We start from the raw sequence: 13,311 nt of genomic DNA, 5'->3' as shown, positions 1-13,311 counted from the left end.
TGAAGGTGCCCTCGAGGCTGAAGATCTCGCCGCCGCCGACCGCGGGCTCGCAGCGCGCGCGGAAGGTGCGCTCGGGATCCCCGCGCCGCGCCTCGTTCTCGTCGTACTCGACCACCACCACGAGCGTGGCGCCCAGCGGCGCCGGGTACTCCTCGCGGTTGATGGTGTTGATGAACCCCGACAGCACGCCGAGCGTGCCCTCGCGCACGTTCGCCGCGTCCGCCAGGAACGCTGCCGCCACTCTCATCCGTGCCTCCTCGGGTCCGTCGACTCCACTCTCCCACGCCGGCCTGAACGGGTGCCAGGTGGATTCCGGATCGGTCCGTCCGCGGCGGGCGGATCCCCGCTGCGGGGAGCGGGGCGGGGAGCAGGACAGGGAACGGGGGAGATGCGCGGGCGGTGCCGGCGGAACGCGCGGAGGGTTCCGGGCGGCCGGGGATCCCGGGCGGGTGTCGCGAGGGGGATCAGGGTCCCTCGGCCACCACCCGGAAGAGCGACAGCGCGGGGTCGAGCGATCCGCGGACGTAGCCGATCGGCGACGCGGCCACGGTCTGGAGGAAGGCGACGGTCTCCGCGGTGATCTCCTCGCCCGGAATGACGTTGGGGATCCCGGGCGGGTAGGCGGCGAGGGAGTCCGCGGAGATGCGGCCCACGGCATCCGCCGCGCGCACGATCTCGTGTCGGGAGAAGTAGGCGGCGCGCGGGCGCATGGCCATGCGCCCGGGCTGCGGGAGCGCGGGGAAGTCGAGCCCCGCGGGATCCGGCGCGCTCGCGCGATCCGCGATCTCGAAGAGCGCCCGTGAGAACCGGGCGAGATCGGGACGCTTGCCCGGCCCGATGAACGCGACCACCGCCTGGGCCGTCGAGATCTCGAGATAGATCCCGTGGTCGGCGCCCAGGATGTCGCGCACCCGGTGACCGCTGAGGCCGGTGGCCGAGACGGCGATGGAGACCCGCAGCGGGTCGTGCGCCACGATGTCGGGGAAGGCCGGGAATCCGTCCGAGATGATCGTGTAGCGGCCGTCGTCGCGGATCGTGTCCCGCAGCTCCTCCACCGCGGCGAGGGTGTCGCCGATCAGCGCACCGCCGTGCACCAGGGCGTGCCGCGCCACGTCCAGGGAGCCGAGCAGCAGGGCGCTCGCGCTCGTGGACTGCGTCAGCATGTAGGCCCGGTCGAGCATCGGCTCGAGCGCATCGGCGAAGGGGCCGTCGCCGAGGTGGAGCATGGCCGACTGCGTGAGACTGCCGCCGAGCTTGTGGGTGCTCGACACCGTGAGGTCGGCGCCCAGCCGGGCGGGCGATTCGGGGAGGTCGGGGTGGAAGCCGAAATGCGATCCCCACGCGCCGTCCACCACGAGCGGGGCCCCGTGCCGGTGCGCGACCTCGGCGAGGGCGGCGACGTCGGCGACGGCTCCGAAGTAGCTCGGCGTGATGACGTAGACCGCGGCGATCGCGGCGCCGTCGGCCGCAGCCAGGGCCAGCGCCTCGTCGAGCGCCCGGGGATCGACGCCGTGGTTGATCCCGCGTTCCGCGTCGATGCTGGGGAAGACGAACCGGGGGATCAGGTCGCCGAGGAGCACGCCGTCGGTGAAGCTGGAGTGGGCGCTGCGCTGCGCGAGCACGGTGTCTCCGGAGTGCAGGCCGGCGAGCGCGAGCGCCGCCATCCGGTTCGCCTGGGAGGCGCCGTTGGCGAGGAACCAGGTGCGTCGTGCGCCCCAGGCCTCGGCGGCGAGGCGGGTGGACTGCACGAACGCCGAGTCCGGACCGACGTCGATCCCGTCGATCAGCGGGGGGATGTCCATCGCGAGGGCGCGCTCGCCGCAGAACAGGCTCAGATCCCGGGAGAGCCCGCTCGGCGTGGCCCCGTGACCCGGGACCATGAGGTTCACCGTGTCGCGCTTCGCCTGGGCGCCGAGCGCCGTGGCGTACGGGGTCATCGTCTGATCGGGCGGCTGCTGCGACATCGCTGGACTCCATCGTTGGGGATTTCGCTGTGTTTTATGATTGTTACATTCCAGATGCATTCAAGCAAAATGTTTCTCTTGAAAACTTCTAACCAATGATAGATAGTGGTGTGCAGGCCCCTTGATCTAACGTTGGTTAGAACGGGGTCGCGATCGAAGCCGCTGCGGTTGCGCCGCGTCGCGGCGATATGGAATCAATGGAGATAGACAAGACATGAGCACACGAGTTCCGTTCAAGAACCTCGCCGAAGCCGAGCGCCTCGCGAAGCGACGGCTCCCGAAGCCGGTGTGGCTCGCGGTCAAGGCCGGCAACGAGAAGGGCCTGACGCCGGAGGACAACGAGCGTGCCTTCACCGAACTCGGCTTCTCGCCGACGATCTTCGACCGCCCGACGTCGTTCGACATGGGCACCTCCATCATGGGCGTGGACATCGACCTGCCGGTCATCGTGTCGCCGGTCGGGGCCCAGGCGATCCACCCGGGCGGCGAGGTCGCGGCGGCGCGGGCCGCCGCCCGGCAGGGCACCGCGATGGGACTCAGCTCGTGGGCCACCGACTCGCTGGCCGACCTGCTCAAGGTGAATCCGGACGTCTTCTTCCAGCTCTACTGGGTCGGCTCCAAAGCCGACATCGAGAAGCGGGTGCTCGACGCCAAGGAGCAGGGCGCCAAGGGGCTGATCGTGACGCTCGACTGGTCGCACACTCCGCGCCGCGACTGGGGCGTGCCGCCCTCGCCGCCCTCGAACATGGGGCTCAAGACGATGCTGACGTTCGGCCCGTCGGCGCTCGCCCGCCCGCGCTGGTTCTCGACGTTCCTGGCGCAGGGACGCATCCCCGATGTGAAGGTGCCCAATCTCTGGGGCGAGAACAAGAAGGACATCCCGACCTTCGGCACCGCCTGGGCCGAGTTCGAGCGCACGCCGGCGCCGACGTGGGCCGATATCAAGTGGATCCGCGAGCTCTGGGGCGGTCCCTTCATGGTGAAGGGCATCAACACCGTCCGGGACGCCAAACTCGCGGTCGACCTCGGCGCCGATGCGATCTCGGTGTCGAACCACGGCGGCAACAACATCGACGGCAGCCCGTCCCCGCTGCGCTACCTCCCCTACATCGTGGAGGCCGTCGGCGATCGGATCGAGGTCATGGCCGATGGCGGGGTGCGCCGGGGCTCCGACGTCGTGAAGACGCTCGCGCTCGGCGCCAAGGCGGTCTTCGTCGGCCGCGCCTACCTCTACGGACTGGCGGTCTCGGGCGAGGCCGGGGTCTACGCGGTGCTCGACATCCTGCGGAACGGCATCCGGGAGACCCTGTACGGGATCGGGAAGAGCTCGATCCACGAGCTCTCCCGCGACGACCTCATGGTGCTCAACAGCGACTTCTTCGTCCCCCCGACGCAGTAGCGCCCGATCCGAGAACATTCGAAGGAGGAACCCGCTCGTGACTGAAACCGTCATCGTCGTCGGAGCCGGCAGCGCAGGGTGCGTGGCCGCCGCCCGTCTCACGGAGGATCCGGACCGCACGGTCATCCTGCTGGAGGCGGGCGGGGATCGGGGCCACGATCCCGAACTGCAGTCGCTGAACTGGATGGACGCGCTGGCGCACCGCGACGTCTTCTACCCCGATCTCTTCGCCACCAAGGTGCAGGGCGGGGAGTCCCGTCTCTATCAGCGGGGGCGCGGCGTCGGCGGATCGGCATCGACCAACGCGATGCTCGCGCTTCCCGGTCTGCCGCAGGACTACGACGACTACGCCGAGCGCTACGGACTCGCGGAGTGGTCCTGGGCCAAGGTGCAGCCGTGGTTCGCGAAGCTCAAGCCGACGCTGGTCCGCTCGACCGATGATGAGCTGACGCCCGTCGACCGCGCCCTGCTGCACTCCGGCAGCGCTCTCGGCCTGAGCGACGACGTCGACGCCTACACCGCCCAGGACGGGAGCGCGCGGCTCTACCGGACCGCCAACCGGAAGGGGCGGCGCTCGTCGCTCGAGCTGTGGCTCGACCCGGCGCGCGACCGCGGCAATCTGGTGATCCGTCCGGACAGCCAGGTCGACCGGCTGATCCTCGAGGGGAACCGCGTGCGGGGCGTGCGCCTCGCGAGCGGAGAGGAGATACTCGGGGACCAGGTGATCCTCTGCGCCGGAGTCTTCGAGAGCCCGTGCATCCTCATGCGCAGCGGCGTCGACCGCGACGGGCTGGGGCGAGGACTGCAGGACCACCCGGCCGCCTCCATATACTTCTCGATGACGCCGGAGTACCGCTCGGCGAACCGGGGCATCCCCTGCATCGGCTCGGTGATGCGGCTCTCCTCGTCCGTCGGCTCGGGCGACCTGCACCTCCTGCCGCTGCACGGCGAGCTCATCTCGAGCACGCCGCCCGCGCACGGTCTCCTCATGGCCGCGGTCATGCGCACGCGATCGCAGGGATCCCTGCGGTTGGACCCCGAGCGTCCGCTCGCGCCTCCGATCGTCGACGAGGGCATGCTGACGCACCCGGACGACCGTCAGGCGATGCGCGAGGCGATCGATGCCGTGGCCGAGGTGCTCGCGGGCGACGCCTTCTCGGAGATCGTGGAGGAGGCCTTCATCGACGAGCGGGGCACCCCGATCGAGGCGCTGCAGGACGACGAGTTCTTCGATCGCTGGCTGTCGGCCTATGTCGGGGACTACTTCCACGCGGTGGGGACGGCGCGCATGGGACGCGCTGAAGATCCTGCCGCAGTGGTCGACGAACTCGGCAACGTGCACGGACTCGAGGGAGCGGCGGTCTGGGACGCGTCGATTCTGCCCGAGGTGCCCAGCGCCAACACCCACCTCCCGGTCGTGATGCTCGCCGAGCGCCTGAGCGCGGCGTATCGCAGCGGATCGCTCGTGTAGAGCATGACGGACGACGGTCAATGAAAGGAAATTCGATGTCGAATGAAACACCCTCCTCCCGCCAGTGGGAGCACGCCAGGAAGGTCATCCCCCGAGGGGCGTCCTCCGGGCACCGGCTCGGGTGGAAGCAGGTCTTCGTGCGGTCGAAGGGGGCCTACCTCTGGGATCAGGAGGGCAACCGCTATCTCGACTTCCTGAACGCGTGGGGCCCCATCATCCTGGGGCACTCCGATACGCGGGTGAACGAGGCCGTGCTCGAGGCCGCGAACACCTGCGACCTGACCGGCGTCGGGCCGCAGCTCGGCGAGATCGAGCTCGCCGAGAAGGTGTGCGAGCTGATGCCGTCGGCGGAGAAGGTGGTCTTCTGCACGTCGGGAACCGACGCCACGATGCATGCGGCGCACATCGCGCGAGCCGCCACCGGTCGCGTCAAGGTGCTCAAGTTCCACGGCAGCTATCACGGATGGAGCGATCACGTGGCCGTGGGCGGGGCGCGGGCCGACCTCACGCGCGACGCTCCGCTCGACACGGTCAACAGCGCGGGACTCCACCCCGGAGTCACCGGCGACGTCGTCGTGGTCGAGTGGAACGACGAACCGGGTCTGCGCGCCGCGTTCGAGCGTCACGGCTCCGAGCTCGCCGCGGCGTTCGCAGAGGGCTACGTGCACAGCTTCGGATGCGTTCCGCCGCAGCCGGGGTTCCTGGAGCTGCTGCGCGAACTCTGCACGCGGCACGGCGTCCTGTTCGTGCTCGACGAGGTGAAGACGGGATTCCGCGCCGCGCTCGGGGGCATCCAGTCGGTCAACGGCGTCGTCCCGGACCTCACCGCGTTCGGCAAGGCGATCGCCAACGGCTATTCGCTGGCCGGGCTCGCGGGTCGCGACGAGTTCATGGGGCACCTGGGCGCGTACACGCAGGGCGAGGCCACGATCGACGGCACCTACAACGCCAACCCCTACGCGATCGCGGCGGCGAACGCGACGCTCGCCGTCATGGAGCGCGAGGACACGATCTCCCGCATCTACGCACTGGGTGAGCGGCTGCGCGCGGGATACGCGAGCGCCATCGAGGAGGCCGGGGTCGAGGCCGTCGTGACCGGCATCGGCTCGGAGTGGGCGGTGTACTTCCGAGCGGAGGCGCCGCGGAACTTCCGCGACACCATGGACGTGAACACGGCTCGATACGCGGCGTATCAGGCATCCCTGCTGGAGCAGGGGGTGCTCGAGACCACGTCGGCCACGGGTGATCGGCGACTCAACGCGTCGACCACGGAGGAGGACATCGACCGCGCCGTCGAGGCGGCGCGAACCGCTTTCGCGGCGGCTGCGGCGGTCTGATCGGGGCCGCTTCCGAGGAGACGTCCGGGATCCGGGGGCGCCATGCGGCGCCCCCGGGTGATCCGGCGTGCCCGAACGACCTCTGCGGAGGGGGCCGGGCGCAACGAACAGGTTCTATTCAACGAAGTATAGAAAGGCAGTGAGCAATATGAACGGGAAAACGAGAGGCCTGCGAGGGGCCGCAGCGGTGGGTGCCGCCCTCCTGCTCGTCGTCACCGCGGGGTGCTCGGCATCCGGGAACGGCGGCGGAGAGAGCGGCGGGGGCGACGACGAGATCACCATCGGGTTCGCGCTCTCGCAGAGCGGCAACATGGCCGGCTTCGACGCGGAGCCCGGTGCGGCGGCGAAGCTCGCGGTGGATCAGATCAACGCCGACGGCGGGATCGACGGCAAGCAGATCCGGGTGATCCAGAAGGACGTCGCCTCGGACCCCGAGACCGTCGGAGTCGTCGCACAGGAGTTCCTGCAGGAGGGGGTCGACCTGATCGTGACCCCCTGCGACTTCGACCTGAGCTCCCCGGCGCTCATCGCGGCGCAGGCCGCAGAGGTGCCCGCGATCTCGATCTGCGCAGGCGACCCGAAGACGGCCGACCTGACGACGATCGGCGACTTCAGCTTCACCGCGAATGCGGGATCCGACGTCGAGGGATCCACGGGCGCCTCCTGGGCCTTCGATCAGGGCTGGGAGAACGCCTACCTGCTGCAGGACGAGAGCATCGAGTACACGAAGTCGGCGGGCGCGTACTTCGCCGGCGCCTTCGAGGAGCTCGGCGGTACGATCATCGGCAAGGACAGCTTCCCCGGGGGCGACAACATCGACGTGAGCGCGCAGATCTCGAGCATCAAGGCGCTGCCCGAGGCACCCGACTTCATCTACGTCGCCAGCTGGAACCCGGCCGGCGCGACGGCGATGAAGCAGATCCGCGAGGCCGGCATCGACGTGCCGCTCGTCGGCCCCAACGCGCTCGACGGGCAGACACTGCTCGACATCCTCGGCGGAGCGAGCGACGTCTACTACACCGCGTTCGCCTGCTACGAGTACTGCTCGGGCGCGGCCACTCAGGAGGACCTCGACGCCTTCGTCGCGGACTTCACCGAGAGCAGCGGATCGGGTCCGTCCAGCTCCTACGCGCTCCTCGGCTACAACATGATGCTGGCCATCCAGAACGCGCTGACGGGGGCGGACACGGGCTCGGGAGCGAGCCTGCGGGACGCGCTGCAGTCGGCCGGACCGGTGGACACGCCGATCGGCGAGATGACCTATTTCTCGGACACCTGCCACAAGATCATCGACTTCCCGATGTCGATCGTGAACGTGACCGGCGGATCGGCGACCTTCGTGGAGCAGCACACGGCCGCGCTGGTGCCGGATCTGGGCGACGGCAACCCCTGCTCCGCATCCTGACGACGAGCGGCGCGTGCGGGCCCCGGGGAGTCTTCCCCGGGGCCCGCACGCGCTACAGCGCGTAGACCCTGCGCGCGTTCTCCTCGCACACCATGCCGGCCACGCGGATCGCCTCCTCCGGGCTCCACTCGTCCCGGTCCACGAACTCCTGCAGTGCGATCGCCAGGCCGTCGCGCCAGAGCCGCGCGCCGATGAGATGCAGTTCGGGTACGCCCCAGGCGTCGCTCGAGTAGAGGAGCTTCCCGAAGGGGGCGAGCTCCAGACCCGCCCGGATGATGGCGCTGGAGGCCGCGCCGGAGTAGTTGATGCCGAGTCCCAGGTCGAAGTAGACGCGCGGGAAGACCTGCGCCAGATACCCGGCCTCGCGATGGTACGGGTAGCAGTGCAGCAGCATGACGGGCGACGCGGTATCCGGGAGGAGTCGCAGCCAGGGCATGAGCAGTGCGGGGTTGCACCGCGTGAGGTCGAGATCGGCGTCGCCGTATCCCACGTGGAGCTGCACGGGGAGGCCGGTGTCGGCGCCGCACCACAGCAGGAAGCGCAGCACGGTGGGATCGTCGATGCGCCGTCGGCCGGCGGAATCGAGTCCGCGCACCGCGGCGACGGTCTCGGCGTCGCCCGGCCGCGTCGGCTCGAAGTCGAATCCGAAGCGATAGGCGATGATGCTCTTGAACCCGACGGCGGTGACGCTCGCATCGGCCAGCGCCCGGCGGAAGGCGGCTGGGAAGTCCTCGGCGGCGAGCCCCGAGCTCAGGAGATCCTCGGCCGCCGACTCCAGCCGGACGATCTCGTGCACCTCGTGGGCGGCGAGCCCGGCGAACGACTCGTTCGACGCGAGCTCGGTCTCGCCGCCGACCGTCCCGGTGTCGATGAGCGACGCGGAGACGCCGCTCGCCCGCAGCAGGCGGCGGGAGACCTCCTCGTGGCCCAGGCGGGCGCGTCGTTCGAGATAGTCCCCGGGGTCGGCGTGCCTGGGCAGGTCGAGAAGCGGAGCGCAGTGCCTCCGCAGGGCGAAGCCGACCTGCGAGTCGAGGTGGCTCGTTCCCTCGGGGGCCGGCAGGGAGGACTCGGTGAGCAGCAGCTCGAACTGCGGCGCCGCGAGATCCCGCTGCAGCACGCTGTGCACGTGGTGGTCGATGAGAGGGAGTCGCTCGATGCGATCTCGGAGTGCGGGCGGGGTCATGGCTCTCCAATCGGCGGAAGGGATCCGCGGTCGAACAAAGTGATAGAAAAATTGAAGTTGTGCTGTAAATGTAACGTACGGTACTCTCTTCTCAGGATGTACTTCTTGTTACATTTGCTTCCTGTACTCAAGAGCATGTTACCTCTGCTAGGTGGCATCGAGCGGATCGGAACGGCCCGATCCGCCAATGGAATGGAGACCGCATGATGATGTGTGGGATACCCGGGCGATCGTGCCCGCACCGCCCGTATCGAGGTGGTGACCGATGATCGAGCAGGCGCTCGTGCTCGAGCACGGAGGGATGCACTTCGACGGCGTACGAGCCGTGGACGATGTCAGCCTGAGGCTCGAACCGGGAGAGGTTCTGGGGCTGATCGGCCCCAACGGCTCGGGGAAGACGACGACGCTGAACATGCTGAGCGGGGTGCTGCGGCCGTCGGAGGGTCGGATCCTGCTCGACGGCGCCGATGTGACGCGGAAGCCGCTGCGCAGCCGCGCCCGCGCCGGCCTCGTGCGCACCTTCCAGAGCGTCAAGGTCTTCGGCAGGCTGACCGTGGAGGAGAACATCGAGGCCGCCGCGCTCGGAGCGGGGATGCGGCGCCGCGAGGCGAGGCGCGTCGCCGTCGAGACGATCGAGGAACTGGGCCTCGAAGCGCTCGCGGAGGTGCGCGCGGACGCGGTGCCCGCGGGCCAGGTGCGCAGCGTCGGCATCGCGCGGGCCATCGCACTCCGACCGAAGTACCTCCTGCTCGACGAGCCGGCCGCGGGCCAGAACGAGACCGAGGCGCTCGAGCTGATCCGGATCATCGCCTCGTTCGCGCGGGAGCGCGGACTCGGCGTCCTGCTCGTCGAGCACGACATGACGGTGGTCATGGGCACCTGCGATCGCCTGCACGTGCTCGACAGCGGCCGCACCGTCGTCTCGGGGGATCCCGAGACGATCCGCAAGGACCCGCAGGTCATCGAGATCTACTTCGGAAAGGGATGATGATCGTGTCCACACTCGAAGTACGGGACCTGTTCGTCCGCTACGGCAAGTCCATCGTCGCCGTGCAGGGCGCCTCCATCGAGGTCCGCGAGGGCGAGATCGTCTCCCTGCTCGGGCAGAACGGCGCCGGCAAGTCCACGATCCTGAAATCGATCGCCGGCATCGTCGCCCCGCTCTCGGGGAGCATCCGGTACGGGGATGCCGACCTCACCGCCAAGGGCGCGCCGCGCATCTCGGCGGGTATCGCCTACGTGCCCGAGGACCGGGGCGTCTTCGCCTCGCTCAGCGTGGGGGAGAACCTGCGCCTCGGCGCCGTCTCGCGCCGCGACCGGCAGGAGATCGACGCCGACGTCGAATCGCAGCTCGAACGCTTCCCGATCCTCAGGAAGTACTGGAGCCGCGGTGCGAGCCTGCTCTCGGGCGGAGAGCAGCAGCAGCTGGCGATCGCCCGTGCGCTCATGATCCGCCCCCGCCTCCTGCTGCTCGACGAGCCCACGCTCGGGCTCGCCCCGATCATCGTCGACCTCATCTTCGACGTGGTGCAGCAGCTGAACGCGGAGGGGGTCACGATCCTGCTCGTCGAGCAGAACGCGGTGCGCTCCATCGCCGTGTCCGACCGCTCCTACGTGATCCAGGCGCCCGGCCGGATCCTCGGAAGCGGAGATGCGCGGCAGCTCGCCGCCAACGCGGAGGTCGTCGAGTACCTGGGCTTCTCGCCGCTCGGCGACACCGCGGAGAGGGGGGAATGACCATGTGGATCCAGCTGATCGTCGACATGCTCGGCCTCGGGACGTTCTACGCGCTCCTGACGCTCGGTATCGCGCTCCTCTTCGGCATCCTCGGCCTGATGAACTTCGCCTACGGCGAGACCATCATGGCGGCTGCGGTCGTGCTGCTCATGCTCAAGGACTCGCCGTGGTGGGTGAGCTGGCCGCTCGCGATCATCGCGGCGGTCGTCGTGTCGGTGCTCACCGAACGCGTCGCATTCCGCTCGCTCCGCAACGCCGACCCGGTGACGCTCATGATCGCCTCGTTCGCCGTGAGCTCCGCGCTGCAGGCGATCGCGCGCATGACCGCGCTCCCCAAGGTGCAGGGCGTCCCGCCGCAGTCCTTCCTGCAGCACTCGGTCTCCCTCTTCGGCGCGCGCATCAGCATGCTCCAGATCCTCACCCTCGTGCTGAGCGCCGCGATGATCGCGCTGCTCGCGGTCGTGATGCAGCGGACCAGCCTGGGGGTGCAGCTGCGGGCGGCGGCCGAGGACTTCGAGATGGCCAAGGTGCTCGGCGTACGCGGTTCGTTCGTCATCATGAGCGCCTTCGCGATCTCCGGCGCGATCGCCGCGGTCTCCGCCATCGTGCTGGTGGCGAAGCAGGGCGCCGTGGGTGCCGAGATGGGCCTGCAGCCGCTGCTGATCGGGGTCGTGGGCGCCGTGGTCGGCGGCATGCGCAGCCTCAAGGGAGCCGCGCTCGGCGGGCTCCTGCTCGGCATGGCCACGGTGCTGCTCGAGACGTTCCTGCCCACCGACCTGATCGCCTTCCGGGATGCCTTCCTGTACGCGGCGGTCATCGGAATCCTCGTCATCCGGCCCCAGGGCCTGCTCTCCGGCGTAAAGGTGCGTGTGTCATGAATCTGTTCAGCCGAAACCGCAACCGGGTGCTCGCAACCGGTGCGGTGCTCATCGCGATCGTGGGGGCCGTCGCCCTGCTCGGCGCCTTCACCGACCCCATCATCGAGCGGGTCGCCGTCGGCAGCCTGGTCGCCGTGGTCGTCGTGCTCGGCATGTCGATCTACTCGGGCAACTCGGGCATCATGTCGTTCGGGCACGTCGCGTTCATGGCGGTCGGGGCCTACACCACGGCCTACCTGACGATCCCGCCCGCGCTCAAGCAGAGCATGTTCTCGAATCTGCCCGAGCCGCTCGTGTTCCTCCGGGAGATCGAGGCGCCCTTCCCCGTCGTGCTGCTCGTCTCGGCCGTGTGCGCGGCGCTCTTCGCGCTGCTCACCGCCCCGGCGATGGGTCGGCTCAGCGGTCTGCAGTCGGGCATCGCGACGCTCGCGCTCCTGGTCATCACCTTCACGGTCGTCAACTCGTGGACGGCGGTGACGCGGGGTTCCTCGGCGATGATCGGGCTGCCGAAGCTGACGACCCCGCTCGTGGCGTTCGTGTGCGCGAGCATCGCGATCGTCGTGGCGCTCTGGTACAAGAACAGTCGCAGCGGTCTGCAGCTCCGGGCCTCGAGGGAGGATCCGGAGGCGGCGCTCGCCTCCGGCATCGCCGTCGGCCGCCACCGAGCCACGGCATGGGTGCTCAGCGCCGCCGTGAGCGGAGCCGGCGGCGCGCTCTACGCGGCCTTCCTCACGACCTTCTCGTCGAAGACGTTCTTCCTCTCGCTCACCTTCGGATTCATCGTCATGATCGTGCTCGGCGGCTACCTCTCCACGAGCGGCGCGGTGATCGGCGCGATCTCGATCAGCGTGCTGCAGGAGCTGCTGCGGCGCTTGCAGGACGGGCAGTTCACCGGGGGATTCGCGCTGCCCGGCGGGGTGACGGACCTCGTCCTCTCCGCGATCCTTATCCTGGCTTTGATCAAGGCTCCGACAGGACTCATGGGAATCCGAGAGCTCGGTGTGCCGCAACGTCGAAGGAAGCAGGATCTCTCACATGGATGAAACACTGACGCTCGCAGAGGTGCTCAAGAAGTCCTACGAGCAGCTGAGTCCGGCGGAGAAGCGCGTCTCCCGCGCGCTTCTCGCGGACTACCCGGTCGCGGGCCTCGAGCCGGTGAACCGGCTCGCGGAGCGCGCGAACGTGAGCGCGCCCACGGTGCTGCGGCTGCTCTCGAAACTCGGGATCGGCTCCTACCCGGACATGCAGAAGCTGCTGCACGGCGAGATCGCGGCCCGCACCTCGTCGCCGGCGACGATGTACGGGGAATCCGAGGCGACGAGGAACGGAGCGGTCGAGCATTCGCAGCGCGTGATCGAGCAGGGGATCGCCGGGACCTTCTCCGGTCTCGCGATGGAGGACTTCGACGCCATCGTCGCGCTGCTCACCAACACCAAGCGCCGCGTCTGGACGACGGGCGGGCGTTTCAGCCGGCTGCTCGCGGAGTACCTCTCGATGCACCTGCGGCACCTGCGCCCCAGCGTCACGCACGTTCCGACGTCGCAGCAGGAGCGCGCATTCGCGCTGCTCGACATCGGGGCGAAGGACGTCGTGGTGGCCTTCGACTACCGGCGCTACCAGGAGTCCACTGTCGCGTTCATGCGACAGGCGAAGGCGCAGAAGGCGGCCACGGTGCTCATCACCGATCCCTGGCTGTCGCCGGCGGCCAAGCACTCCGACTACCTCCTCTCGAACGCCGTCGTCGCGGCCTCGCCCTTCGACTCGATCACCCCGGGATTCGCCCTCGTCGAGACGCTCATCGCGTCCCTGGTCGAGGCGCTCGGCACCGATCCGGTCGATCGCGTGCGCCGCTACGACGGCATCGAGGATCTCCTCAACGACAAGAGCATCGACGGCGACGGCGCCGGCGACGCATGACAGCCAGCAAAGGACGGACC

General features: G+C 69.2%; 11 protein-coding genes and 1 pseudogene. 9 read left to right on the top strand and 3 right to left on the bottom strand.

Annotated elements, in window-relative coordinates; all coding sequences use genetic code 11:
* Both ACWKZU_RS07050 and ACWKZU_RS07045 read right to left on the bottom strand, forming a co-directional pair.
* Positions 1–247, bottom strand: a pseudogene (locus tag ACWKZU_RS07050) (DUF6941 family protein); the annotation flags it as partial.
* A gap of 217 nt (positions 248–464) precedes the next feature.
* On the bottom strand, positions 465–1,964 hold the full coding sequence (locus ACWKZU_RS07045) for an aminotransferase class I/II-fold pyridoxal phosphate-dependent enzyme (RefSeq protein ID WP_449281689.1): 1,500 nt from the start codon (positions 1,962–1,964) through the stop codon (positions 465–467).
* Between the two features lie 214 nt (positions 1,965–2,178).
* Here ACWKZU_RS07045 and mftD point away from each other — a divergent pair, with 214 nt between their 5' ends.
* The 4 genes from mftD to ACWKZU_RS07025 all read left to right on the top strand — a co-directional run bounded on the left by mftD (position 2,179) and on the right by ACWKZU_RS07025 (position 7,576).
* Entirely contained in the window at positions 2,179–3,363 is a 1,185-nt protein-coding gene (gene mftD / locus ACWKZU_RS07040; RefSeq protein ID WP_449281688.1) for a pre-mycofactocin synthase MftD, read from the top strand.
* 37 nt (positions 3,364–3,400) lie between these two features.
* The gene (locus tag ACWKZU_RS07035) at positions 3,401–4,834 is read left to right on the top strand and encodes a GMC family oxidoreductase (protein WP_449281687.1); all 1,434 of its coding nucleotides are present in this window, start codon (positions 3,401–3,403) and stop codon (positions 4,832–4,834) included.
* 35 nt (positions 4,835–4,869) lie between these two features.
* On the top strand, positions 4,870–6,171 hold the full coding sequence (locus tag ACWKZU_RS07030) for an aspartate aminotransferase family protein (protein ID WP_449281686.1): 1,302 nt from the start codon (positions 4,870–4,872) through the stop codon (positions 6,169–6,171).
* Between the two features lie 148 nt (positions 6,172–6,319).
* The gene (locus tag ACWKZU_RS07025) at positions 6,320–7,576 is read left to right on the top strand and encodes an ABC transporter substrate-binding protein (RefSeq protein WP_449281692.1); all 1,257 of its coding nucleotides are present in this window, start codon (positions 6,320–6,322) and stop codon (positions 7,574–7,576) included.
* Positions 7,577–7,628: 52 nt separating this feature from the next.
* On the opposite strand, the gene ACWKZU_RS07020 is transcribed toward ACWKZU_RS07025, so the two are convergent.
* On the bottom strand, positions 7,629–8,759 hold the full coding sequence (locus ACWKZU_RS07020) for an amidohydrolase family protein (protein ID WP_449281685.1): 1,131 nt from the start codon (positions 8,757–8,759) through the stop codon (positions 7,629–7,631).
* A gap of 265 nt (positions 8,760–9,024) precedes the next feature.
* Here ACWKZU_RS07020 and ACWKZU_RS07015 point away from each other — a divergent pair, with 265 nt between their 5' ends.
* From ACWKZU_RS07015 to ACWKZU_RS06995, 5 genes are read left to right on the top strand one after another with little or no spacing between them, the layout of a single operon-like run.
* On the top strand, positions 9,025–9,747 hold the full coding sequence (locus ACWKZU_RS07015) for an ABC transporter ATP-binding protein (RefSeq protein ID WP_449281684.1): 723 nt from the start codon (positions 9,025–9,027) through the stop codon (positions 9,745–9,747).
* A 5-nt stretch (positions 9,748–9,752) separates the two neighbouring features.
* Positions 9,753–10,496, top strand: coding sequence for an ABC transporter ATP-binding protein (locus ACWKZU_RS07010; protein ID WP_449281683.1), 744 nt, complete (start codon positions 9,753–9,755; stop codon positions 10,494–10,496).
* Positions 10,493–11,374 carry a branched-chain amino acid ABC transporter permease gene (locus ACWKZU_RS07005; RefSeq protein ID WP_449281682.1) on the top strand — a complete coding sequence of 294 codons (882 nt, stop codon included), beginning with the start codon at positions 10,493–10,495 and terminating at the stop codon, positions 11,372–11,374. The genes ACWKZU_RS07010 and ACWKZU_RS07005 overlap by 4 nt, the downstream gene beginning before the upstream one ends.
* Complete coding sequence (locus tag ACWKZU_RS07000; RefSeq protein ID WP_449281681.1) at positions 11,371–12,417, top strand: branched-chain amino acid ABC transporter permease; 1,047 nt, start codon at positions 11,371–11,373, stop codon at positions 12,415–12,417. Before ACWKZU_RS07005 ends, ACWKZU_RS07000 begins: the two co-directional genes overlap by 4 nt.
* Positions 12,410–13,291: a MurR/RpiR family transcriptional regulator gene (locus ACWKZU_RS06995; protein ID WP_449281680.1), complete on the top strand. Its 882-nt coding sequence runs from the start codon at positions 12,410–12,412 to the stop codon at positions 13,289–13,291. Before ACWKZU_RS07000 ends, ACWKZU_RS06995 begins: the two co-directional genes overlap by 8 nt.
* The last annotated feature ends 20 nt before the right edge of the window (positions 13,292–13,311 follow it).

The organism is Leucobacter sp. (assembly GCF_053528595.1).
The sequence above is the reverse complement of the archived record's forward strand: the minus strand, read 5'-3'. Positions and strand labels throughout refer to the sequence as shown.

What these genes read in the sequence shown, in the direction of transcription:
- ACWKZU_RS07045 (WP_449281689.1), bottom strand. Translation starts at nt 1,964, where the DNA reads ATGTCGCAGCAGCCGCCCGATCAGACGATGACCCCGTACGCCACGGCG.
- mftD (WP_449281688.1), top strand. Translation starts at nt 2,179, where the DNA reads ATGAGCACACGAGTTCCGTTCAAGAACCTCGCCGAAGCCGAGCGCCTC.
- ACWKZU_RS07030 (WP_449281686.1), top strand. Translation starts at nt 4,870, where the DNA reads ATGTCGAATGAAACACCCTCCTCCCGCCAGTGGGAGCACGCCAGGAAG.
- ACWKZU_RS07025 (WP_449281692.1), top strand. Translation starts at nt 6,320, where the DNA reads ATGAACGGGAAAACGAGAGGCCTGCGAGGGGCCGCAGCGGTGGGTGCC.
- ACWKZU_RS07020 (WP_449281685.1), bottom strand. Translation starts at nt 8,759, where the DNA reads ATGACCCCGCCCGCACTCCGAGATCGCATCGAGCGACTCCCTCTCATC.
- ACWKZU_RS07015 (WP_449281684.1), top strand. Translation starts at nt 9,025, where the DNA reads ATGATCGAGCAGGCGCTCGTGCTCGAGCACGGAGGGATGCACTTCGAC.
- ACWKZU_RS07005 (WP_449281682.1), top strand. Translation starts at nt 10,493, where the DNA reads ATGACCATGTGGATCCAGCTGATCGTCGACATGCTCGGCCTCGGGACG.
- ACWKZU_RS07000 (WP_449281681.1), top strand. Translation starts at nt 11,371, where the DNA reads ATGAATCTGTTCAGCCGAAACCGCAACCGGGTGCTCGCAACCGGTGCG.
- ACWKZU_RS06995 (WP_449281680.1), top strand. Translation starts at nt 12,410, where the DNA reads ATGGATGAAACACTGACGCTCGCAGAGGTGCTCAAGAAGTCCTACGAG.